This window comes from Microbulbifer maximicatervae (SeqCode) (assembly GCF_052467695.1).
The window spans coordinates 3,901,897-3,925,506 of record NZ_CP174320.1; the positions used below are offsets into that span (position 1 = coordinate 3,901,897).

The following is a 23,610-nucleotide window of genomic DNA, read 5'->3' on the forward strand; positions in this document are numbered from 1 at the left end:
GCGATGAAAGGTAGAAAAATGCCGAGGTCGCTGGCTCGTCAAAAAGGGGTGGCTCTGATTGTTGTACTGCTGGTGATGGTGATTGCCATCGCGGCGGTATCCCACGCTATCTTGCGCGATCAGATTGCGATTTCCCGCAGCGGTGCACTGTTGGCCAACACACAGTTGGCAGAGTTTGTTGAAGCGGCTGAGGCCTGGACACGGGTAGCGCTGTTGGAGGATTTCGAGGAAGACCAGGAAGAGGAGGAAACCGCAGACCATGCCTTGGAGGCCTGGGCATTCCCAGTTCTGCAGTTCAATCCTGATAATGGCAAAATTCGCATGAATATCAAAGACTTACATTCATGTTTTAACGTGAATAATTTGTCTGATAGCAGCGATAGTGATCAATTCGAGATCTTCCAGCGCCTGGTGAATAATGTTACCGGCAAGTCTGACCTGGCCAAGTCAATTGCAGATTGGGTGGACGATGGCGATACCCCGCGAACCTCGGGGACAGAGGATGACGGCTACCTGGGAAGGGAACTTGCCCACAGAACACCGGACATGATGATCACTGATATTACTGAGTTGTCATCGGTAGTAGATATGGAATTAGAGGACTGGGAGAAACTTGTGCCTTTCCTTTGTGCCCTCCCGGAGACAGGAACCCTGGTGAATATCAACACGGCTTCTGAGGAGTTAATCGAGGCGATTGAGCCTTCCGCAAGTGTTTCCAAATTGGTGCAACTTCGCGAGTCGGGCGGTTATATCAGTGACTCGAGTGAATATGCAGATTATGAAATCGCTAACTCGGGGCCTTTTACTTTTCAAAGCCAGCACTTTCTGGCGCGAATTGCTGTCCAACTCGGAAGCGATGGCGAATACAGGCAGTATTGGGAGTCCGCCCTGGTTCGGAATAGTACAGATGGCAAGGTTCGGGTGCGCCAGCGCCAGCGCCGGGCCTTTTCTGGTCAAATGATGCAGGAGTTGCTCGAGTACGAAAGCACTGAAGAGAGCGAATAGTTAGAAATTGTATGTTTAAAAAGAAAAGCATTAACGAGATTGAAGCCCCTACAGCGCCTCCTCAGTCGTCTCTTGTTCTGCTGCGGCTGAGCGAAACTGCTGACCTGACTCTGCGCCTGCATCAGTGGCAAGAGGGTAATTGGCAACAAGTAGCCTTGGATTCAGAATTTGCTCAGGCATTTAATCCCGAATTTGAAGTTGTCGAAGAGCAGCCTGAATTCCCTCAGCTCAACCTCCCTGAGGGAGCCAAAGCGCTACTGATGGTGCCTGGTAACTGGGTATGGAGCGGCCTCGAAACTATACCTAAGGCAGCTCGTCGCCAGGCAAGTGCCATTGGTTACATGGTTGAGGAGCATTTGGCCCAGGATGTCGAGGACTTACACTTTGCCTGCAGACCCCGCACCGGTGATCTCTGCAGCGTATACGCCATTGATGTTGAAAAAATAGAAGCGCTTCACTCCCAGTTGGAGCGGCTCCAGTGGCCGCTGGCTGCTGTAGTGCCGGAGTATGAATTACTTAGCTTGATCGAAGGTGACATTCGCCTGTGGCTGGATGGCGGCCAAGCGCATATCTGGAAAGATGCCGGGCAGGGTCTAACTGTTAATCGCGATTTTTTACAGCCTCTTCTTGGTTCGCTATTAGTTGATGAAGGTGATGAATCCGAAGGCGAAGATGATTCTGAAAGCGGCGAGCCGATCGATAACAAACAGGTAGTACTGCTGGGGGCTGGCGAGCAGGATGGGCTGCTGATTGCTGAGTTGGAATCCCAGTTTGGCGATGGCTTGCAGCTGAACCAGCGCTCAGCGGAAGAAGTCTTTATTGAACGGTTCAAGCTGGGGCTGCTAACAAACTTGCTAACTGGAGATTATCAGTTATCGAGTAATAAGAGCGCTGCGGCTTGGTGGATACGCCCGGCTAAAGCTGCTGCCGCTTGTTTTGTTATCCAGCTACTGTTTTTCGTCGGTGCCGGTGCTTTTTATCAGTGGAAGGGCAACCAGTCTGAAGAGCAGGCCCGGGCGATGTTTACGGAATTGTTCCCGAATACTCGTCCGTCTGCCCAGATGCGCCGACAGCTTGAAGGTTTTCTGAAAGGCGCGGGTAATCAGGGTGGTGCTTTCTCTACCCAGATGCAGCAGTTGAGTAAAGTCTGGATTGCTCACAAAGGGGGAGCATTAAAATTACAGTCCCTTCGTTTTGATGGCCAGCGTGGAGAAATGGTGTTGCAGCTTCAGGCAGAAAACCTGTCTGATCTCGATGCATTTGTCAGCAAGCTATCTGGCGGCGGGATCAAGGCGGACCTGTTAGGTGCGAACGAGTTGAAAAAAGGCGTTTCAGGCCGTATTCGCTTACGTTAGAGCCAGCGCTTTATATAAAGCAGCCAAGCGTAAGAAGAGATTGGTGGTAGCAATATAATGAAAGAACAGATCGAACAGTGGCGCCAGAAATGGCAGGCACTTCCGCCCAATGACCAGAGAGCCTTGGGTTTGCTGAGTATATTCGGAGCCGTAATTTTTATTGTTTATGGCCTGTACTCCCCGGCAAAGGGCTTCTTTGATGAGTCCCGTTTGCGAGCGGAAGAAAATCGTGAGCTGGTTAACTGGATGGAGGGCCAGCGCCCGACGCTGGAGCGAATAAAGCCCGCAGGCGGTGGTGCTGGTAGTGCTTCAGGTACTCTTTTGCAGCGCGTTACTGGTGCGGCCAAACAAAACCAGATTGTGATTAAGCGCTTTGAGCCTGAGGGTGAAAATCGTATCCGATTGTGGATTGAAGAAGTCCGTTATCAGGATTTGCAGCCCTGGTTGAATCGCCTAATGCAGGAGAAAATGGCTGTTCGCACGATTAATCTGGATGCCCTCGCCGATGAAGGTATGGTCTCCGCTCGATTGACGATCGAAGGCTAGTAACCTTCCTACTGATAGGCTCGAATATAGAATTCGGGCCTGCCTCTCCCTTTCACCTCTTAACCGCACTCCGTCATCGACGCTCCCAATCGTGTGTACCCTCACAGAAGGAGGGCGGTTTTAGGCGGAAATGTCATCTTTAGCCCTATACTGGTTTAGTAATGAGGAAAAAGGTGCCACTATGCTTTTTAAAGACATATCCACCAAGCATTTGGTAGAAGTGGCTGATATCGTCACACTTTCGAATCCCTACGAGCTGACTGTGGTGGGCCGTTATTTGTGGGGTGAAGAGATTCAGGACCCAGAAGTCTTCGATAAAACTGACTTATGCTTCCTCTCTGGTGAGCCACTTCCTAGATGCTGGCATGACAGCCGCTACCGGGATAAAGAGGTTCGCAGGCTTCGTTGCGGCACTCACGCTTCAGAGGATGGCGACTACTATCAAGGTGCTTGAATTTATAGTTTGACTAAATGGTACGATGGTCGACTAGATTTTGCCAATGACTTACCAGTTGCCCTCAAGCACTGTACAATGCGCGCCAATTTTTTAAGCGAATGCACGCATGACATTTGAGCAGTTTGAAGAGTATTCCCTGTGGTTGGGAATCGGTGCACTAATTCTATTTATGGTGTTTATTGTTTGGAACCTGGCAAAAGACTCCAAGGCTGGTAGATTTGGAACATTTATTCTGTTCCTCGCTCTGGGGCTTGGATTGCTGGGATTTCTAATAAAGACCGTTTTGGTTGAAGTACTCGGGATAGGCTAGGGAGCTTCAATGGCACCGGATACCCAGTCTCTCAGGGAAGGTCGCAATGTCTATATTTGATCGCCCTGAACTCAAGGTTCAAAAAGACAGACGTATTTGCCGCGCAACTGATATGCGTATCGCCAAATATACCCGGCGCGGCATGGTGCTCTCCCTTTTTGCATTTCTGATCGCAGCCTCTATTGGCGACATGCGCCTAGAAGCTCCGCGCCTGTTATTAACAATGGGAATCGGCCTGGTAGTACTAACCCTGATCAGGGGATACTACGTTTTTCGCTTCGACCACCTGTATGGCTCGGGGCCAAATCGTTGGCGCAATCGTTACTTTCTGTTCTCGATTATCGGCTCAGCCTGGTGGGGCATCACCTTATTTTACTTTGTCTATTTAATGGGGTTTGCCCCTGAGACCCACTTCCTGTGGATCTATTCGGTAATCTTTTGCTCCAGTGTCACTACCGTATTTTCCCCCTACCATCGTTTCCTGACTTGGTTCACCGCAACCTCATTACTGCCAGCAGCGCTAATGGCACTGTTCTCGGGCATGATCCTTGGGACCATCTACGGGACTCTCACCCTCGCTTTTATTTGGCTGACCGCCCACCAGGGCCGTCGCGAATCGGAGAACTATTGGGAGCGTCTGTCTGCGATGCAGGAGCTGCAACAGAGAGCGAGTAGCTTGGCTGCAGCCCGCAAACACTCTGAAGCTGCAGTTGAACTGACCAATGAGTTTATTGCCAATATCGGCCAGGAATTCCGCAGTCAGCTGTCTGACTCCCTCGGTGCTCTGGCACTACTGGAAGCTGAGCCATTAAACGAGCGACAGCGCGAATGGGTGGAGTTGGCCAAGGCCGCCAGTAGTCAGCAGCTAAAACTGGTTGATAATGTAGGGTTGTTTACCCGTGTGGCTAGGAAGGATATCCGATTGCGCCAGGGGCCCTTTAACCTGGTCAAGACAGTAGAAAAGTCATTCAAGTTTGCAGCGAGGGCGGCCCATAGTCAGGAATTGGAGTTCAACTTCCAGATTGATGACAACCTCCCTGTGATGGTGACAGGGGATAATCGCAAAACGGCCCAGCTGATTCGCAATCTGGTGGACTCCGCTACAGGCATTGCCCAGAGAGGCGAACTGTGGGGTGAGGTATCTTATAACCCGATTACCACAGTAGAGGGGCAACTCTCGATCACCTTAATGGATGATGGGCGTGGAGAAATTTTACCGGATGAGAGCGAGCTTTTCGGTGCCTTCTCCCGTATGGATACCACCCAGGTTACAACTGGCCTTGGGCTGTCGATAGCTAAAGGTTTAGCTGAAGCGATGGGCGGTTATCTACAGCTGCATTCAACGCCGGATGGCAACCGCTATCAGGTGGTGATCAAGTATTCTACAGAGCCAAATCAGCGAACCTATCTCACACCGGATAGGAAATTACAGGATATTGAAGTCCTGTTAATTCATCAGAAGGGCCTATTTATTTCAGGTTTGGTGCAGGTGCTGCGTTCTTTTGGGATGGATGTAAAGTCGATCCGCTGGTGTGAAGGTTGTGAGTGCGAAGTCCAGCAGCTGCTTCGCCAAGCGGTAGAACGCAACCAATTGGTAATGATGGCACCGGCAATGGGGGATTCGACTCTTTTCGACTCCATTACGCCTTTCTTTGAAGAGTCCCAAGGGGCAAATGATAAAGAGAGTCGCCTGGTATGCCTGGGCGGCTTTGGCCAGAAAAGTGAGTTCACTCATTTGCAGCAACTCTTACCATCGGCACAGTATCTGAGTCGACCGGTGACCCGTAAAGAACTGCACGATGCGTTAGTGGGATTACTGTTTGGCGGTGCGAAAAGAAGCTGTCGAAGAGTGGTTACCGGTGGGGCGGATCAGCCACGCCACTACTCTTTGTTGTTGGTGGAGGAGTCCAGGCCTCATCAGTGGGTGACTGAGGAGATGCTTCAGGCCCTGGGTTACCAGGTAGATATAGCAGTAGATGCGGATGATGCGTTAGTTCGCTTGTCTGAAGGCCATTATGATTTGGTGTTAGTGGATTGCCAGCAAAATACGGATCACAGTGCGCAGATTATCGAGATACTGCGTCGCTGGGAGTCCGAGCACCGCCCGGATGATCGCCTGCCTATTGTTGCTGTAACCAGTACTACTGAAGAGCAGTTTGAGGGCCGTTGCCTGGCAGCAGGTATGGATGATTTTCTGACCAAGCCTCTGAGTAAAGATCTTCTTCGGGAAACCTTGGCGCGTTGGCTGGGTAGCGCTTAGCTTACAGAGCTTGCCTTAATGCTGAGTAAAAAGCTGTAAGTAAATGCGGCTTTTTTTTTTCCAATCGCTCAACCTTTACGCCTTACTGCTTTTGAGGTGAAGAAGTTTAGCTCCAGAAAAGTAATTATCTCGGCAGCTATTGAAGGTAGAGAACTGGTTTCTGGAAAGACGAAACAAAAAAGGCCGCAGTAAACACTGCGGCCTTGCGGGGAAAGGTGGGATTAGAACTCGTAACGGATACCCATACGGGCGCTCCAAAGTGATGCTTCATTAACTCGGGTTTGCCCCGAAGTCTCATGAAAATCTTCAAAAACGTAGCGACCCTGATCATCAACACTGGCTGTTACTGCGGCTTGATAGCGTGGGAAGTCGGTCTGATACATTACGCCCCACTCATCATTTAGCAGGTTGCCCAGGTTCTCGATAACAAAGTATGCATTTACGCGATCTTCAGCGCGCCAACCTGGCAGCTCCTGATCAATACGCAAGTCGAACTTGGTCCACCAGTCGCTATTCAGAGAGTTGCGTTCCATGGTGCCGCTGTCCAGATCTTCTGATTCAACCCATGCAAAGAACTCTTCGGCACTAAAGCCATCCGCAAATACTACATTGGCGTCATCTGTTCCAGTAGGTACGTATAGAAGCGCGTTGTCTCGACCAACAACACCTGACAGGTTGTTCCCCTTAAATGTATAGCTATAGGGCAAGCCTTCGTTAGCGCTACCGAACAGGGTGAAGCGCGTTTCGTAACCTGCAAAAAACTCTTGGGCGTAATCGAGCTTGAGAGTAAAGCGGTGCGGTACTACATAGTTGGAAGTGGCCGTACCTGGGTTCTCGGCGTCAGTAGTCGCGATAGTGGTGTAGTTGGAGTAGGCCACAGAGCTGGTCATCGGATTGACGTCTTCAGCTTCGGTGAAAGCATAACCAACTGCCACATTCAGTCCAAAGTCGAAAGATTTGCTCAGGCCAAGGGAGAGCACGCTGGAGAAACCAGAGTCCCCATCCACGTTGGTAAGCATAAAGTCTCCGCTACGGTCATTGGAGCTGTCATAAATTGCGCGACCATCTACGGTGGTGCCAGCCTGTTCAAGCGAGATATCTTGAACAATGGCGGCATCCTGGTAGTCACTGTACAGGTAATCGGCAGACAGTAAGTAGCCAGATTCAAATTCATAGCTAGCACCAATTGCATACTTCCAGACAGATGGGATTTCGAAATCCGGGTCCATCAGGTTTACGCCGCCCGGGTAACCATCACCGCTGGCAACCTGATCGTAGAGGGACTGGGGGATATCGTAGATAGGATTGCCGCTGCCAGTCCAATCCATATCAAAGAGGGAGGTGCCAGATCTATCCTGAGCCTCGACCTGTAATACGCCATTATTGGAATAATTGTTGGAAATCCAAACGTTGGGGTTGCCACCGGAGTAGAGTCCGACACCACCGTGAACCTCTAGGCTGTCATCGACGTTCCAGCTTAGACCCAAGCGCGGTTGCAACAGGTCCAGGCCGTCCATGGTGTGCTGGTTAGAGAAGCCGTAGGCTGCAGTAATATCAGAATTTTCCACCGGCTTATCATCACTGCTATAGCGGTCATAGCGCAAGCCAGCTACAACGGTCAGGTCCACGTCTGCAAAAGTGTATTCGTCTTGAATATATAAAGTATCAATGTCGTAGGCGAACTCTGCAGCAGCATCCAGAATATTATTGGTGCCGGTCGCATTTTCGTAGGTGATACGGCTAGGGGTGCCCGCTTCGAAGTCTTCTACACTGCTGAAGCGATACTCACCGGCGGCTTCCTGAATAAACAGGTTGTATACATCGAAGTTCTCGTGCTCGTAGCCGGCAGTCAGGTTGTGCTCACCCAGAAGAAGCTTGCCTGCAAGTTTAAAGGTTAGGTTATCGTAGCTGAGCTTGTTCGCATGACGGGAGTCGTCAGCACCCAGATAAACGGTTGCTTCAGAGGGAATGCCATCCCCGTTGTGATCGTTAGAAGTATAAATTTGCACTTCACCGAAGTCGGTGCCGCCGAGTGACAGCTGGCGATTATCTAGTTCAGAGTAACCAACCTTTATTTCAGTAGAAAAAATGTCACTCCAGTCAGAGAACATTTGTGCAACGTAAGAATTCAGCTCCGCACCGCGCTCGTAGTAGTGGTTGGAAAGCTCCAATTCGACGTCATCGCTATCAGATTCGGCGATAGAGAATCCATCGTTATAGTTGTAGGTGAACGATGCTCGGTGATAGTCAGATATATTCCAATCGAACTTAACCAGGAGTTTCTCGTCTTCCTCTGGCAAGCTGGACGGAAGGCTACCGGGGTTGTAGTCGTATACTTCGTTGGAGATACGGATAATCTCATCCAGTTGCTCTTGGGATACACCCAGAACCTCAGTAGCCGCGCCGCTGCCGGCAGGGCCGCGGTAGAAGTTGGCTACACCTTCCAGTTTTTCGTAGGCAGCAAAGAAAAACAGCTTGTCTTCAACAATGGCACCGCCCAGGGTGGCGTTGTAACGTTTCTCATCAAAGCTGGGATTGGGAATATCATCCCCTTCGAGAGAGTCACCACGGAAGCCGTCATCAGTGTAATCATAGAAGAAAGAGCCGTGCCACTCGTTGGTACCGGACTTGGTAACAGCGTTGATATTACATGCGCTAAAGCCACCGTACTGTACATCAAAAGGTGCAAGCTCTACGGCTACCTGGTCTATGGCGTCGTATGAGAAAGGCATACGCTCAGTGGGATAGCCATTGCTGTTCAAGCCGAAGTTGTCGTTCATGCGAACGCCATCAACAGTCAGGCTGTTGAAGCGCGGGTTTGATCCGCCGCATTGAATGGAGTCTACGTTCGCTTCATCAATGTAAACGCGGGGGTCGAGGCGTAGGAGGTCTTTAATATCGCGGTTTACAGAAGGTGCGCTCGCCAGATCATCACTATTAAAGTGAGAAGATGGGCCGACAGCCAAGCGAGAATTGGTTATGGCTTGGCCAATTACGCTCACTTCTTCCAGGTTGGAGTTGTCTAAAGTTAAGGTTAGCGGCAGGGTATCGCCTACAGACAGGTAGATATTTTCTAATACCCGATTACCTTCGTCGGACTCTATAGTTACAGTGTAAGGTCCACCTACACGTAAGCCACTTAGGTTGAACTGGCCGGAATCGCTCACCTCTACAACCCGACGACTGTTTGAGGGGGTGTGAACTACCGTTACCTTGGCATCGCTAATTGTTTGCCCATTGCTACCGGTAATAGATCCGCGGATACCCGCTGCGGTTTCTTGTGCATAAGATACCTGCGCCATACTAGCTGCAGAGATAATCGCCGCGGATAACAATACGCGCGGGAACAGAGAAGGTTTCATAGCGTTTTCCTGGTCTAAAGAATTGCCAACTCAAGTGGCCCAAGTAATTATCGAGTTTTGCTCTTGCAACTTAGGTTCCAAGTTCCAATGGAGACTGTTATGTGATTTTTATTGGGTACTGTCTAAGAGCTGAAGCGATTATGTAGTGCACATATAAATAAATTATTACAGCCGTGAACTTGTCACATACTGGCGTTAAAGTACGCAGCAAATTCACTCTGGCGGACATGCCCAATGAGCATACGATTGATAATTGCCCGTATAGCAGTTGCATTATTTGGACTCACAGCTATGACACAAGCACACGCTTGGGGAGATGATGGTCACAGGGTCGTTGGAGAAATTGCATGGCATTACCTGGACCCGGAGGTAGCCGCCGAAATAGAGTTGCTCCTTGATGAAGTCGGTGAGCCGCACCTAGCTGAATCCACAACTTGGGCTGATCGAATTAGGTCTGATGAGACTTATAACTGGGCTGCGCCGCTTCACTATATAAACTTGTCTCGAGACTGGTCTGCTTATGTTGAGGAGCGGGATTGCCCAGCTGCAGGATGCATATTGAAGGCGATTCAAAGATATCAGGAAGTATTGGCCGATCGCTCGCGCACCAAGACGGAGCGTGCAGAAGCACTGATGTTTATTGCCCACTTTGTTGGCGACCTTCATCAGCCATTACATACCGGATTATTTTCAGATAAAGGGGGTAATGATGTGGAAGTCCAATTCTATGGGGTCGAAACGAATTTACACGCGCTCTGGGACATCCATATGGTCGCCCGTTTGTTTTTAGACTGGCAAGATTATGCTCAGGAGCAAACGGATAAAATTAGTGCGGCTGAGAGGCAGATCTGGCAGTCTACCTCGGCCGAAGTTTGGGCCCAGGAGTCTCATCACTTAGCCCATGGTCTCGCCTATACCAGCGAAACACAACTTGGGGAAAAGTACTTTCTGCGCTGTCAGGACTCCCTTGAAAAGCGTTTGCAGCAGGGGGGAGTTCGCCTGGCCTCTGTTCTAAACAGTGCACTTGGTAACCCTGCGATCGATGTGGCTAATAAGTAAATTCTTTCTTGGGGCTCGCCTCAGTCTACGCTATTGATGTGGTGAGCCAAAAGTGAAGTTTCAAAATCAGTCGAATTATCCTCTTTTATCTTTGTTCTCTTGATGTCTATTGGCTAATTAATTGGAATGTCATCAATTTGTCCGATAATCAGTCGGTAATTGCCTAGAACTGTAGATATGTAAAGTTATCTATTTCGAAAGATAGCTGAAATTTGCAATCATTATCCCCATTTAAATATTTGCTCAAGTAAGTAGGGGGGGAGTGAAATCTTTAGCTCAAGTAGCTCGTGAGTAATGCGATTGAGCAGGTTGGAGAGGGAAAGTTAAAGGCGATTGTGGATGAGAGAAAGGATCTTTAGAGTAGCTTCCCCTCAGCCTTTTGAGTCTTCCTTGTACAGGTATGCCTATAAAAGGAATCCTTTATGCGGGAGTTTTTAGTATGTGAGTTCTCTTATGGTCGTTGTTTTGTAATTTCCTAATAATTTTCATGATTCAACTATACTTGGTAATAAGCAAATAATATCTAATAACTGCTTTATATCCTTTCATATCTTGAGTTTTATTGTGGACCCATTGGGTTGTTTGCGATTCTCTGATAAATTTTAGAGGATACATGACTCCTATTTTACTTTGCCTCTCAGTTACCCCTTCTCTTCAGCTTGAAATATTTCCCGTGTTGACACGGTGGTACCAGATTTGGTATCAAATAATCTCGAGTTATATAGAAAGTCTGTCAATTTTCATTAGGTCCTGAGTAATAAATATAATAATTCAGTGGCTTTAGCGATGAATTGAAAGAGTTCTTGATTTGTCAAAATATTAAATAACAATTTTGGCAAAAAAATTCATAGTCGTTATGGAGGATGTGGGCGATGAGCGGAAGAGGTTTTAATCCTAGGGCGTGTGGAGGATACTTTGCAGGTATTTGTTTTGTATCCAGTTTGAGGTCATACGGTTCTCTTTTTTCCAGGTTTTACGCGCAGTGGTGGAATAATGGTGGAGTGGAAAGTTCTCTGGGTAGAACATGGAATGGCCACACGGCATTAATATCAGGTCACAATGGTGTTATCGATACTATTGTAGGTTGGGACCCCAACAGTTCTTGGGATGCATTTAAAGGCTCAGTGGGCGGGCGTCACAATAGTATGAGGCCTATTGCTGGTCGTTGGCGTGATGACACAGGGATGAATGCAGACCCAACAGCTCAGTATTATGGCCTGCAAGTTAGCCAGACACAGCATGGTAATTTCAGAGATTTTTTGCAGCAAGATCTTTTGGGTACCCAGGGTTTCGGGCCCCACCTCAATAATATTGGAGTCTCATACCATTATGCATTTGCCCCAGGAAAGTGGATGGAGCGTTTGAGTTCCCTGGAAGGGAATAATAATGGTCAGCTGCAAGTCATTTCCAACTGTTCAGATGCTGCCTTCCATGTGCTTGCAAGCTTTCTTTATGAGTGGCGAAAGGCAAATCTGGTAACCGAACTGGCATCTTTTATGAATAATGGGGATGAGAAAAATAAAAATATGTCCCAGGGACGCTTGATGCAGTGGTCAAGCCAGATGGGGCCGTAGAACAAATATACTTATCTGGTTGATGGGTGGTGTAACCGAATTAAAGTTACACCACCCAATTGTTAAGCAAGAGGTTAGTCTTAATAAATTATTTTTTGCGTAAGCCAAGTAATCAATAATTTGTTAGGCTGAAAGCTGGATCTAGGGAACTTCAATTCCCTTAGAGGCGGTCCATATTCTATACCACTGCTCTCTACTCAAATTGAGTTTCAAGCTTTTTATCGCCGACTGAACGCGCTCAATTTTTCCCGACCCCATAATTGCTAGGGGCTTGGAGGGAAAGCGTCGTACCCACGCATAGATTACCTGGTCAATACTGGCTGCCCCGATTTCCTCCTTGATATCTTCCAGGGTGATTCGTAACCGTGTTGCTTGGGTGCTTGATCCACTAAAAATTTCCCCTCCAGCTAAGCAGGACCAAGCCATAGGATGAATTCTATATTGCTGCAGTTGATCCAGAGTTCCATCCTCCGCAGCGCTAAAATTGATAGGATTAATCTCGACCTGATTTGTCACCAGTGGTGAGCTCAGGCGGGACTGCAACAAATCAAATTGCTGGGAGGTAAAGTTGGAAACGCCGAAATGTAATACCTTACCGGACTTCTGCAGTTCGGCGAATGTGGTGGCAATTTCATCTGCATCCATCAAAACATCAGGTCGGTGAAGAAGCAGGATGTCGATGTGCTCTACACCGAGGTGGGCTAAGGAGTTATTAACCGAGTGCTGAATATGTTCAGCACTGGAGTCATAGTACTTAACTTTCCTGTTTGGATATTTTTCAGAAAGCAATTTGATATTGCATTTGGTGACAATCTCGATGTGATTGCGAATAGATCTATCCAGCTTAAGGGCCTCGCCGAATAACTGTTCGCAGGAGTAATCCCCGTAAATATCAGCATGATCTACGGTGGTAACCCCTTTATCTATATGTTGCTTTAGGAATGTCAGGCGCTCCTGAGGGCTTAAATTCCAATCACTCACACGCCAGTAGCCTTGGACCAACTCTGACAGTTCTGGTCCTTTTGGAGAAGCTAGCACTCTATTAACCACTGAATACCTACCTGATCGAAAAGCATTAGGGTATTCCTGTTCCTGTTGATACTCAACGCCTAAAGTAGAAGGGTAGGCAGCCCAATGTCGCCATCGGTGTCATAAATGTCATTGAGTCATGTTGATCGTTGAGCTAGCTGACAACTGAAACCGGAGCAACTTTAGAGTCATTTCTCAATGCCCTGATGTTCTGAGGATCACTAAAGAGGCTTGGGCTTTTATCTTCACAGGAGCACCGCATGGTCAGTACCGAGGAAAAAGTTTCCGGCTGGTTGATAATTACTTACTCAATTTTGATGTTGTTGATATCCAGCGCAATATTGTTATTCCTATACGCAGTTTTTGGAAGTTCAATTTTGAGTATGCCATTCAATATATTCAGTCTAATGGGCTTGATGATAATACTGTTTGCGTCTTTGAATATTTTGGGGGTCTTTGCTGGCATTGCTGTCCTTTTGGATAAAAGGTATGCCCCAGAGTTAGCTTTAATATTTTCAACAGTGAGTGTGCTAAATGTTCCGCTGGGCACTTTGGTCGGCGGTTTTTATTTATGGCTATATATTCGTAAATATAAATAGCTCTTTTTGATGTTTGCAAAGCCTGTCTACTGTTAACAAGAGTCATTTTATCTCTGTAATAAATGCTGATCTTAACTTCGAGATGTACATAGGCTTTAGTTCTCTAAGTGGTACGCAAATAAATTACGATAGAAATAATTGAGAACAGGCAACTCAAGTAGTTGTTTTAGCAGTCATCATGATTAACAATAGTGCCAGCGATATGTACACGATAGCTTTGGCAATAGCCAAAAAGAAATAAACAACAATAATGTAGTAGGTGTACGCATATGGAACTGGAAGTCTTGCGCCGGAGCTTTAAGCTCTTGTCTCTTTTTTTGGTACTAAATGTCATTCAAGGATGTTCTGAGCCTCCACAGGATAGTGAAAAAAGCCGGGCAATGTTGACCCAAAGAGCGCTGTCTCTTGCGCCCGCTGATCCGGAAATCGCTGAAATATATACTCGCACTTGCCGCAGCTGTCACAGCACTGGCGCCAGCGCCGCACCCCTTACCGGAGATTTAGCCAACTGGAAGCCCCGTATGGAGAAGGGGATGGATGTGTTGGTGGAAAATGCGATCAATGGGTTCCAGGGTATGCCGCCACTAGGCCTTTGTTTTGAGTGCTCCCCCGAGCAGTTTGAACAGTTGATTGTCTTTATGGCTACAGCGGAGTAAAGGATATGGGGTTCAATCGTCGCCAGTTTATTAATTCTATCGCGATCGGCTCCGCATCATTAGCGGCCGCGCCCATCTCATCAGTTGCACGTACCTTATTGCAAGCTGCAGCCCCACCGACAAAAAAAGCGGGTGTTCGATGGCGGAACTGGTCTGGTTCACAAGAGTGTCTGCCGGCCCATCGTCTGGCACCCAAAGATATTCCTGCACTGCAAACGATAATTGCGGAAGCGCAAGGTACGGTCAGGGCGGTAGGTGCGGGTCACTCCTTCACTGCACTGGTACCCACTGACGATACAATTATTTCATTGGGCCGTATTACTGGCGTCGCCGACCACGATTCCGACAAGGTCCAGGCGACAATCTACGCTGGCACCCGTGTAGCAGACATTGGCCAACCCTTAGAGGATATCGGTCAAGCGCTGATTAACCAACCAGATATCGATGAGCAGACTTTAGGTGGTTGCCTGGCAACCGCGACCCATGGAACAGGTGCAGGCTTGGGTTGTATGTCCAGCTATGCAACGGGTATGGAACTGGTGACCGCAGGAGGGGATACGCTCTGGTGTGATGGTGAGCAAAACCCCGAGGTGTTCGCGGCAGCGCAAGTATCCCTTGGCAGCCTGGGTATGGTGACCAAGGTGCGTATGCAGAACCAGCCCAGCTACCGTTTGCGTCGTGAATCTTGGGTAGCGCCCCTGGAAGAGGTGTTGGATCAGGCTCCAGCACTGGCAGAGGCCAATCGGAACTTTGAATTTTACTATATCCCGTTTTCTGGGATGTGCATGGCTGATTCCCACCAGCCGACCACAGAGGAAATCTTCTCTACGGAGCGGGAAGATACTAATGAAGCAGTAATGACCCTGAAATCTGTGCGGGACTGGCTGGGTTGGTCACCGAAGTTGCGTCAGTTTGCGCTGCAAAATGCGATGGAAGATATCGAGAGGGAAGTCGTTGTCGAGTCCTCCTGGCGGAATTACGCCAGTGAGCGAAACGTACGTTTCAATGAAATGGAGTATCACTTGCCCCGCGAGGACGGTTTGAAAGCCTTCGCGGAAATACGTCGAACGATTGAGGAAAATAACCTGGATGTTTTCTTCCCTATCGAGGTGCGTTTCGTTAAAGCTGACGATATCTGGCTGAGTCCGTTTTATAAGCAAGATTCCGTGTCCATCGCCATACACCGCTACTTTGAAGAGGACCACCTACCGCTATTTCAGGCCATTGAGCCCATTATGCGCAAATATGGGGGCCGCCCGCACTGGGGCAAGTTAAACAAGCTACAAGGCTCGGACTTTGCCGAGCTCTACCCTCAGTGGCAGGATTTTCTTGAGGTTCGCCGAGAGCTGGACCCCAGTGGTAAGTTCTTAAACCCCTATCTGAAAACGCTTTTTACCTGAGCAACGCTGCTCAGCAGTGAACCCTCAAAGAGGAAAGCACAATGGATATCAAGCGACGAAAGCTAATACTAGGTGGGGTCGCGTTAGGAGCGGTGGCAGGTGTCGCCGTTCTTCGCCCTAAAGCGCAAGGGCAGGGAGGGCACAGCGAATACTTCTCCAGTGTTTCTAAAGCTCTGGATCATGCCGGCTTTTCTGGTCCCACCTTAGTCGTAGACCTGGAAAATCTGCAAAAGAACGCCGATATATTAGCCGGCCACCTCAGAGGTCACTATGACTACCGGGTAGTGGCTAAATCCTTGCCCTCGCTAAACCTGCTGGATGCTATTACTCAGCGAACAAATACCAATCGCATCATGGTATTCCAGCTGCCATTTCTACAGCAGCTGGTTAAATCTCATCCAGCGAGTGATATTTTACTGGGTAAACCTCTCCCGATTGCTGCGGCAAAGGCCTTTTATTTTGGCACTAGGGCGGAGCATTTTGATCCTACGCGGCAGTTACAGTGGCTGGTTGACAGCCCCCGCAGACTTAATCAATACGCCGATCTGGCGCGATCGCTCAAACAATCCTTGCGAATTAATATCGAGATTGATGTAGGCCTACACCGGGGTGGCATTGCCAGTGCGGAAGATCTCTCCACGATGCTTGGTATCATTCAGCGGGAACCCTATTTGGAATTTTCCGGTTTTATGGGTTACGACGCCCACGCCGCAAAAATGCCAGGTGTTCTCGGTGGACCTGAAAAGGCAATCACTCGGGGGTTGGATATTTACCAAAGCAGGGTGGAGCAAGCTAAGATCCAGCTTGGAAGTGCATTCCCGAAGGCGGCCACTTTGAACGCTGCCGGTAGCCCAACCTACCAACTGTACAAATCCCGAGCAGACCGGGCTCCCTGTAACGAGATTGCCGCTGGCTCGTGCCTGGTTAAACCGGTGGGCTTTGATATTCCCACTCTGTCTGATCATTTACCAGCGGCGTATATCGCAAGTCCGGTATTGAAGAAATTGTCACAGACACAGATACCCGGCATAGAAGGGCTCACCGGACCCTTTAGTTGGTTGAACCCAAATCGGGAGCAAAGCTTCTTTATATCTGGCGGCTATTGGAAGGCGGAGCCAGAATCACCAAAAGGTCTATCGATCAACCCCATCTATGGCCGCTCCAGCAACCAAGAAATGCTGAATGGCTCAAAAAAGGTACTGCTGAATGAAGACGACTGGGTCTTTCTCCGGCCCACACAGAGTGAGTCCGTGTTCCTGCAGTTTGGTGATATTGCGGTCTATAGCAAAGGCGAGATAGTGGATCTCTGGCCGGTAATGAGTAATTCCTGAGGATTCAACCCCTGCTACGGGGTAAGTACAAATTTGTTTAATAGATGTACTGACCTTAGTGGCGGGCAAACAACAAGTCTTGGAGATATTGATGATCTATGAAGTTGTTTTGGTGTTAAACACGATTTGGTTTCTGATGGGATTTAACGTTTTCTCTTTGAGAAACCATATATTTGCGAAGTTACTGGTACCCAGGGAACAAAGGGATACCCCCGTATTTAATATCTTGGCAGAATCGGGAAAATTTCTGGGTGGTTTTAACCTGTCGTTGGCGCTACTCAATATCCTACTGCTAATCAGCCCCTCAGTATTTGCTACGGAGGTACAACGCGCTACGTTGCTGCTGGTGTTTGCTGTCACTCACGGAACACAGTTTATTTACAATGTCCCGGTAGCCCTACAAAACCGAAAAGGTGAAGGGCCGTGGCAAGTTAAAGGGGTGATGCGTTTTATTTTTATCACTGACTTTATAATGATGTCACTGAATCTAATAGCCGCACTTTGGATACTCCTCTAAATTTAAACCCTATGAAATTCGGTCACGATGCTTGTTGTGGCCGATAATGATCAGCATGCCAGATCAGTTGTGAGGATGTCATTGTTAAAGTCGATGGGCGAACTTTAATTTCTACAGAAAATGTCGGCGTATAATGTCTCTATGGCAGTTATTGGGTCAAACTAAATAGGTACCCAATGATGTGTCGGCGGTGCTTATATTGGTTTTCGCCGGACAAAATTTAAGTCATTTCTTACGGCGCAGTACACTGGTGATTGTGTGCTCAGGATTGCTGATATTATATTCAGGGCATGGGAGGGATTGTTAGTCCCCCCCCCCTAATTTAACTATTTGCTTGTCTGATTTCAGGCAGATAATTTCCCTCGCTTTCCAAGTTTATAAGTTGACAACTAGTTGCTAACGGAATTTCCTCAATTATAGGGGCGACATAATGTACTTTAGAGTTAGTTCTGCGGGGTATGATATTTCAGGTGATATTGAATGGTTTGCGAGCTCTAAGCCTTTCAATCCTCCACAAGGGATTGTGCATAGATCACTGCATAACCAAGCAGGAGTTATAGGTCCATTGCCAGGGGATATGGCTCGCTCCGCAATGGGGCTAATTAGCGGTGATTTGGGAGCAATAATTGGGGATCGAGATTCTGGGCTGGGGCGCAGTTGGGAGAGACTTCACCTAATTGGAGTAAGCGCGGGTATTTTACATGAACGCCGATACTCTAATTACAATACGATCATTGGCAGTCATGGCCTCAATACTGCGATGATCCCCTTTGAGGGTATTGCGAACTGGGTCTTAAATCAAAATCGTAAATTTTTCTATATTGTCAATGTGGACAAACAAAAAGTACTTAACTTTACGGATCGAAATGGAAACGTCAGAGTAGAATCTGTACCCACGAAGCTCCGTCAGGCCATCACATATACATCGGAGCTGGACCCTAATATTTGGATTACTATACGGCAAGAACACCATGACTCTCGGACAGCAAGTTTAGCTGATAATCAAGCTATTGATTACAGTGCAAGTATTACTGATGAGCTGAAAATGAAGAAAAGTAATTGGGAGCGTATTCGGGGTCGAATAGCCGCTATTGATCAACAGATTATAGATTGCCAAAATAATGCTCGCTGGAATCTGATAGACCTTTGACTTCTTGCTGATAACTATTTTGAAAACAATAAACTGATTATATTGTTTGTGACTAATTATGGTAATTTGGCGAATTAAGGTGGCCTGATTCTCAAGGGATTAACTAGATTAATGAATTAGTATAAAAGGGATTTATATATTGCTTCACTGCGCTTATCCAAGTAACCGATAAATAGCGAGCTAAATGCCGATATTTTAATGGTCACCCTTAGAGTCACCTTCTTTGGCTTAAGTGTTGAGCAACATGCGATTCAGTAGCGTGATAGGATAACTAATAAGGGCCGCTTACTAGACTCAGTAGGTATCTAAAATAAACCACCCAAGTAACACTTAAATTGGGTATGTAAATACCTCAGGCATATTAGGCATAATAAAATGACCAAATATCAACAATATGTTAATATTTTCATGAATTCCTAGAATGCTTATAGGTAGCCTACGAGCATCTGGTAGTAATTGAGATGGATAAGGGCTGGCGATGTCGTACGATCCTGTGACCTGGTTCAGGATATCGAAAAGCTCATCCATGAAGTATCATTTGGGTTTATTGAGTATGAGAATTCTAAAGATTTTGGTCATATCGGGCTCGATTCTGTTCACTGGTTGTACAGTTTTTCTTGGAGAGCCGGACACTAGAGTTAAGCGATTTGGTGATTGGGAGCTTTGCACAAAGCTGGCCGATAAAACTTTTAAATATCATTCTCAATGGCACTGGGCTATAGCCAATGAGATTAAGGCTAGGGACCTGGGGGCTTCACAGCGATGTAAGTCAACGTATACCGCAAGGATGAATCGTTTTACAGCTAGGAGCGTGATTAAGTCTGTTTCATTTGAAGATGCCTTGAACCATAATTTTGAGTAATTCCAATACATGCCAGCTATCAAGCGTCCTTTATTTGTAGTTGACGATGGCTGGCAATACCTGCCACATGGACTTGTGTACCTCTTTCAAATCAAGTTACTTAAAGCTTGATTGGATAGTATTATCAAGTCTTATACTGGGGAGTAGGGCTGTATTGTTGTTTCAACAGCACCCAGTAATAGCTTCTTAGGCAGTAGGAAAAACATGACCCGGATGGCATAGCTGTGCCGGGCCTTTAAGTTATCAATTGACGACGGGTCAGATTTATCCTTTCATTTATTCAGGCCTATAGCTTGATTTCATGGTGCTGTGCAGGTAGAAGCCATCTTTCTAGTGATTGACAAGCTTGCTTTGGTATTCTGCTTTACGCTAGTTTGATTAGCAATGGATAGAATGGTTGATCTATATATTCACTAGGAAAGTCTTTTTTCGCTTTTACTTATTCCAGTAATGGGTTAGTTATGTGCATTTAATCAATTATCGTTGGATGCTAATCATATTTTATGAGTAGGGTTTCAGAGGTGTTCTGGTAAGGTTGCACTTTGATGTTATGAGGCTTGAATTTACTATTTACCTTTGAAGTAATTCAACTCGACTCTTTTTCCTATATCTTTGACATATAACTGTGAGACTCTTCACAAAAGGTAGTGTGCCACCTAATGGTACTTCAGCTCATTTGCCTAAGAATATAGTTGATATGGTGATTACATCGATGTTTAAGCATGCTCGGTTAGTTCCTCTATTTGTTGCCTTGCTTTCCAATATGGCGGTTGGAGAGCAAGTAAATGATATCCAGAGTATTAAAAGTAATGACACAAATTTGTATGTGGAAGTTGCAGGGCAAGATGAAGGCAAGCCTTTGTTGCTATTTTTACATGGCGGGCCTGGGGATGTGGAGTTGGGGTTGGTTCCATTTCAGGTAAAAATTGGGAAAACTCTGGAAGATGATTATTTAGTTGCCTATATGCATCAAAGAGGGGCAGGGAAATCCCCTGAAGTTAAGGAAGATACCTTAACGATTGATAATAATATTGAGGATGTGCGCAATGTAGTTAATTTTCTCCGGACCCATTATAAAAAAGACAAGTTTACTCTGGTTGGCCATTCATGGGGTGGTGCTTTAGCTGCTCTTTATGCAGGAAAATATCCAGAAGAAATAGCTAGCATAGTATTTATTTCCTCATTCCAAAATGGAAAGGTTCAGTCTAAAACAAGCCTTGATGCAACCCTAAAATGGGTAATGCAGGAAAATAATGAACATGCAATGCACGAATTGAAGCAATATCAAGAGAACCCAGGAGAGAACCATCTTTTACTCGCAAAGTGGGCAAGTAGGGCGAATGATGGTATCGCAAACGGGGTGGATATTCATGGCTTTATAGCAGATCAAAAGATAAATGAGCAGTTTCCTGGGTGGCAACAGAAACGGGGAAGCTTGGCAGATAAAATGGAAAGGGAGCTTCAGGCGTTAAATGTTAATGCTGAAGTCGATAGCTTGGAGATTCCAGCATTATTCATGGTAGGTGAAAAGGATACAATAACCACTCCTTCTCAAGTTAAAGATGATTTTGCGCGATATCGTGGGCCAAAGTGCCTCACTATACTTGAAGACAGCCATCATCTTCCATTTTTTGATGCCGATGAAGAACTTGGTGAAACCTTACTGCAGTTCTTAGAGAGTGGTCGTTGCTCGAAAACAGTTATTTAGCTAACTAGATATATATAGTGCATTTTTTATCAGAGTTAGACACCTGATATAAGAGTTATGTTAATTCTGCATTCTCTTTCAATGTATTGATCGACACCCTCATTATACTGATGAGGGTGCTCACAAGTCTAAAGGGGGAGTAGGCATTATTTGATATCTAGGTCACCCATCTCGGTGTTGATGGCATTTAGGGGAATTTATTCAATAGTATAGAAATTGATAGGGGATCTACTACCAAGAGGGAGTTTCGCTAACTCATTCTAATACTGGTAATGCAGTTTCCATTATGGGGGCAATGGGGGCAGCCGCGACGATTTTTTCGTGCGGCTCTATTCGAGTAGATTTCGGGGCTGAGCTTAGATTGTTTGTTGCAAGAATTATGTGATTTCGAAAAAAGCCCAGCAGCTCATCCTTACGACCGATATTTTGTGTAGAAAATGCCCACTGGTCGTTTCCATCTCTCACCCCGAATACCCGTGCACAAGTATCGTAGTATGAGGTACCAAGTTTTGCTTGCTTTTTCTTGAAGCTTGCTCCTTTTCTACCCCCTTTGGGGCCACCTATTGAGAGTCTCCTCTCCTTGGTTGCATCGGGAGTTTTCACCATCTTCTCCAACTCATCTCTTTGTTCGCTCCCCTTGATGGTCCCCCCTGGGAAACATCACCTGCAACATGGATAACCGTTACACTTTTGCTTTGGTCGTCATGGTACTTGAAGGTCATTCGACAATTGCTGAGATGGGAGGTGAAGAAGTATGGGGGGCTTTTACTATCTAGAGTTACAGGCACAGCTTGTTGTCGAGCCCAGGTGAGGTATGTTGCTTTCTTGCCAGAATCTCCGCTTTTTACCATCATGATTTTATTGGGTTTTACAAATTCAAAATCAAACTCAGTTTCGTAGGCTCCTGCTTTGTTGTCGAAGGCCTCCGTATTAAAATCAAGTTCATAGGTTTTGAAGGCTGATTCAATGTCTTTTTCTAATAGGCTGATGAAGTCTTCATAACTTGGCATGGCTCAATCCTTATGTCGCCGGCTGTTCTGATATAAGCGGTTTGACTTGGTTTTATCAGTGCTAACTCCTCCATTTAGTTATTCATAGTTAAAGGTACTTTTGGCATGATTTCTACTTTTCAAACTAGCATGCCTATCAATATGCCTCCAAATAAATCTAAGGGAAGCTTGAAGCAGATCAATTTTTAGTTTTATGAGGTCTTTATATGTCCACAGGGTGCGGGATATAAGCTTGTAGCCGAATATAAATTTTTCGAACAATAAAGAGGGTGGAGTGCTTTTTTTAACGGCAGATTTGTTCAAGCTAGTATTATTGGCCCATATAATTTAAGTAGCAATGCGAAAAATTTTGATATTCTTCTATCGTTCATTCAAATTTTCATAGATAAAGTCTACGCAAAGCTTTATTTTGGGAATTTGGTATTTAGTACGCTCATACAAAAGAAATACTCCCAGATCGCCACCGGGGCTGACTGAGACTTTACCCTCGCAAGGTACCTGTACAAGCTCCCCTGTATCTAGATAGTTACAAATACTCCACGAAGGTACGCAGAACATACCGCGGTGATTGAGGGCGGCTGCTGTTAATGCTTTACCGTTATTGCTGATAACTTTTGGAGTCAACTTCAGGGGCTCCCAGTGCTCGTCATTGAGTATGTACCACTCAATAACGCCACGAGGCCCCCGGTATTGCAAGGTAGCAATTGACTCAATCGCCGACTTGTTTAAGGGCAAGCTATACTCCAACTTGTCGATAAACTGCGGTGTAGCCACGAGGGTGAACTCATTATCCGATAGGCGTTTGGCAATAACATGCTCATCCGGTGCAAACCCTCCGCGAATCGCAATATCAACGGGATCTTTCCCTAACTGGGACAGGTCATCGTTATAGGTTAAGTCGAATACGATATTGGGGTAACGTTGGGCAAACTTCTCAAGAAGGGGGGTTAAATGCTGCTCTCCATAAGTTGGGAGGCAGCTGATACGTATCAGACCGTTGGGCGCTTCAAATGTCTGGCTAACCAGTTCATCAGCCTGTTCAAGCTGGCGAATTGCTTTACTTATCATCGAATAGTAGAGCTTGCCGAGCTCAGTAACCTTGACTTGGCGGGTACTGCGTTGCAGTAACTCCACTCCTAAGGACTGCTCCAGATCTTTTACGCGGCGGGAGATTGATGAAGCGGGAACCTCAAATTCCTCAGCAACTGCAGTAAAGCTATTCAGTTCTACCACCCGCTTGAAGTAACGCAATGCTCTGATTTTGTCCATAATCAACTTCTAACTGTTTGTCATCGGCTCAAAATATCCCCCATTATTGCCAAAATGACAAAAGACTTATACCTATTACCACCTTTTTTTATGGTCGCAGTATGGGCACTATCGCTTTCAATGTTTGTTGAACCGATTGTTAGGATGACCA

Annotated in this window: 20 protein-coding genes; 15 read left to right on the plus strand and 5 right to left on the minus strand. The window is 46.6% G+C overall.

Annotated features, from left to right (window positions below; all coding sequences use genetic code 11):
* Positions 1-3 precede the first annotated feature (3 nt).
* From gspK to ACJJI8_RS17185, 6 genes are all read left to right on the plus strand, one after another.
* Positions 4-1,005: a type II secretion system minor pseudopilin GspK gene (gene gspK / locus ACJJI8_RS17160; protein ID WP_444927724.1), complete on the plus strand. Its 1,002-nt coding sequence runs from the start codon at positions 4-6 to the stop codon at positions 1,003-1,005.
* 11 nt (positions 1,006-1,016) lie between these two features.
* Positions 1,017-2,360 (plus strand): type II secretion system protein GspL, encoded by a 1,344-nt coding sequence (gene gspL / locus ACJJI8_RS17165; RefSeq protein WP_444913699.1) that lies wholly within the window; start codon positions 1,017-1,019, stop codon positions 2,358-2,360.
* Positions 2,361-2,417: 57 nt separating this feature from the next.
* Positions 2,418-2,906 (plus strand): type II secretion system protein M, encoded by a 489-nt coding sequence (locus tag ACJJI8_RS17170; protein ID WP_444897209.1) that lies wholly within the window; start codon positions 2,418-2,420, stop codon positions 2,904-2,906.
* Positions 2,907-3,087: 181 nt separating this feature from the next.
* Positions 3,088-3,360, plus strand: a complete 273-nt coding sequence (locus ACJJI8_RS17175) for an acetyltransferase (protein WP_282932716.1) — start codon at positions 3,088-3,090, stop codon at positions 3,358-3,360.
* A gap of 109 nt (positions 3,361-3,469) precedes the next feature.
* A complete protein-coding gene (locus ACJJI8_RS17180; RefSeq protein ID WP_282932717.1) occupies positions 3,470-3,673 on the plus strand; it encodes a DUF2788 domain-containing protein in 204 nt (67 codons plus the stop codon).
* Positions 3,674-3,719: 46 nt separating this feature from the next.
* Positions 3,720-5,933 carry a hybrid sensor histidine kinase/response regulator gene (locus ACJJI8_RS17185; protein WP_444933128.1) on the plus strand — a complete coding sequence of 738 codons (2,214 nt, stop codon included), beginning with the start codon at positions 3,720-3,722 and terminating at the stop codon, positions 5,931-5,933.
* A gap of 221 nt (positions 5,934-6,154) precedes the next feature.
* Here the strand turns inward: ACJJI8_RS17185 and ACJJI8_RS17190 are convergent, their stop codons facing one another.
* Positions 6,155-9,295, minus strand: coding sequence for a TonB-dependent receptor (locus ACJJI8_RS17190; protein WP_444913701.1), 3,141 nt, complete (start codon positions 9,293-9,295; stop codon positions 6,155-6,157).
* A 291-nt stretch (positions 9,296-9,586) separates the two neighbouring features.
* On the opposite strand from ACJJI8_RS17190, the gene ACJJI8_RS17195 reads away from it, so the two are divergent.
* Both ACJJI8_RS17195 and ACJJI8_RS17200 read left to right on the plus strand, forming a co-directional pair.
* A complete protein-coding gene (locus ACJJI8_RS17195) occupies positions 9,587-10,354 on the plus strand; it encodes a S1/P1 nuclease (protein ID WP_444908389.1) in 768 nt (255 codons plus the stop codon).
* 1,001 nt (positions 10,355-11,355) lie between these two features.
* The gene (locus ACJJI8_RS17200; protein WP_413665704.1) at positions 11,356-11,928 is read left to right on the plus strand and encodes a hypothetical protein; all 573 of its coding nucleotides are present in this window, start codon (positions 11,356-11,358) and stop codon (positions 11,926-11,928) included.
* A gap of 141 nt (positions 11,929-12,069) precedes the next feature.
* On the opposite strand, the gene ACJJI8_RS17205 is transcribed toward ACJJI8_RS17200, so the two are convergent.
* Complete coding sequence (locus tag ACJJI8_RS17205) at positions 12,070-12,978, minus strand: aldo/keto reductase (RefSeq protein WP_444933129.1); 909 nt, start codon at positions 12,976-12,978, stop codon at positions 12,070-12,072.
* 239 nt (positions 12,979-13,217) lie between these two features.
* On the opposite strand from ACJJI8_RS17205, the gene ACJJI8_RS17210 reads away from it, so the two are divergent.
* The 7 genes from ACJJI8_RS17210 to ACJJI8_RS17240 all read left to right on the plus strand — a co-directional run bounded on the left by ACJJI8_RS17210 (position 13,218) and on the right by ACJJI8_RS17240 (position 21,180).
* The gene (locus ACJJI8_RS17210) at positions 13,218-13,556 is read left to right on the plus strand and encodes a hypothetical protein (RefSeq protein WP_444913704.1); all 339 of its coding nucleotides are present in this window, start codon (positions 13,218-13,220) and stop codon (positions 13,554-13,556) included.
* A gap of 269 nt (positions 13,557-13,825) precedes the next feature.
* On the plus strand, positions 13,826-14,212 hold the full coding sequence (locus ACJJI8_RS17215) for a c-type cytochrome (protein WP_444913705.1): 387 nt from the start codon (positions 13,826-13,828) through the stop codon (positions 14,210-14,212).
* A gap of 5 nt (positions 14,213-14,217) precedes the next feature.
* On the plus strand, positions 14,218-15,612 hold the full coding sequence (locus tag ACJJI8_RS17220) for an FAD-linked oxidoreductase, L-gulonolactone oxidase family (RefSeq protein WP_444913706.1): 1,395 nt from the start codon (positions 14,218-14,220) through the stop codon (positions 15,610-15,612).
* 41 nt (positions 15,613-15,653) lie between these two features.
* The gene (locus tag ACJJI8_RS17225) at positions 15,654-16,943 is read left to right on the plus strand and encodes a DSD1 family PLP-dependent enzyme (protein WP_444933130.1); all 1,290 of its coding nucleotides are present in this window, start codon (positions 15,654-15,656) and stop codon (positions 16,941-16,943) included.
* A gap of 91 nt (positions 16,944-17,034) precedes the next feature.
* On the plus strand, positions 17,035-17,460 hold the full coding sequence (locus tag ACJJI8_RS17230) for a hypothetical protein (RefSeq protein ID WP_413665710.1): 426 nt from the start codon (positions 17,035-17,037) through the stop codon (positions 17,458-17,460).
* Positions 17,461-17,890: 430 nt separating this feature from the next.
* Positions 17,891-18,610 (plus strand): hypothetical protein, encoded by a 720-nt coding sequence (locus tag ACJJI8_RS17235; protein ID WP_444933131.1) that lies wholly within the window; start codon positions 17,891-17,893, stop codon positions 18,608-18,610.
* A gap of 1,574 nt (positions 18,611-20,184) precedes the next feature.
* Positions 20,185-21,180 carry an alpha/beta fold hydrolase gene (locus ACJJI8_RS17240; protein WP_444933132.1) on the plus strand — a complete coding sequence of 332 codons (996 nt, stop codon included), beginning with the start codon at positions 20,185-20,187 and terminating at the stop codon, positions 21,178-21,180.
* A gap of 255 nt (positions 21,181-21,435) precedes the next feature.
* Here ACJJI8_RS17240 and ACJJI8_RS17245 read toward each other — a convergent pair whose 3' ends face one another.
* From ACJJI8_RS17245 to ACJJI8_RS17255, 3 genes are all read right to left on the minus strand, one after another.
* Positions 21,436-21,795, minus strand: coding sequence for a hypothetical protein (locus tag ACJJI8_RS17245; protein ID WP_444933133.1), 360 nt, complete (start codon positions 21,793-21,795; stop codon positions 21,436-21,438).
* On the minus strand, positions 21,780-22,190 hold the full coding sequence (locus tag ACJJI8_RS17250) for a hypothetical protein (RefSeq protein ID WP_444933134.1): 411 nt from the start codon (positions 22,188-22,190) through the stop codon (positions 21,780-21,782). The genes ACJJI8_RS17245 and ACJJI8_RS17250 overlap by 16 nt, the downstream gene beginning before the upstream one ends.
* Before the next feature lie 360 nt (positions 22,191-22,550).
* Entirely contained in the window at positions 22,551-23,459 is a 909-nt protein-coding gene (locus tag ACJJI8_RS17255; protein WP_444913004.1) for a LysR family transcriptional regulator, read from the minus strand.
* Positions 23,460-23,610: the final 151 nt, after the last annotated feature.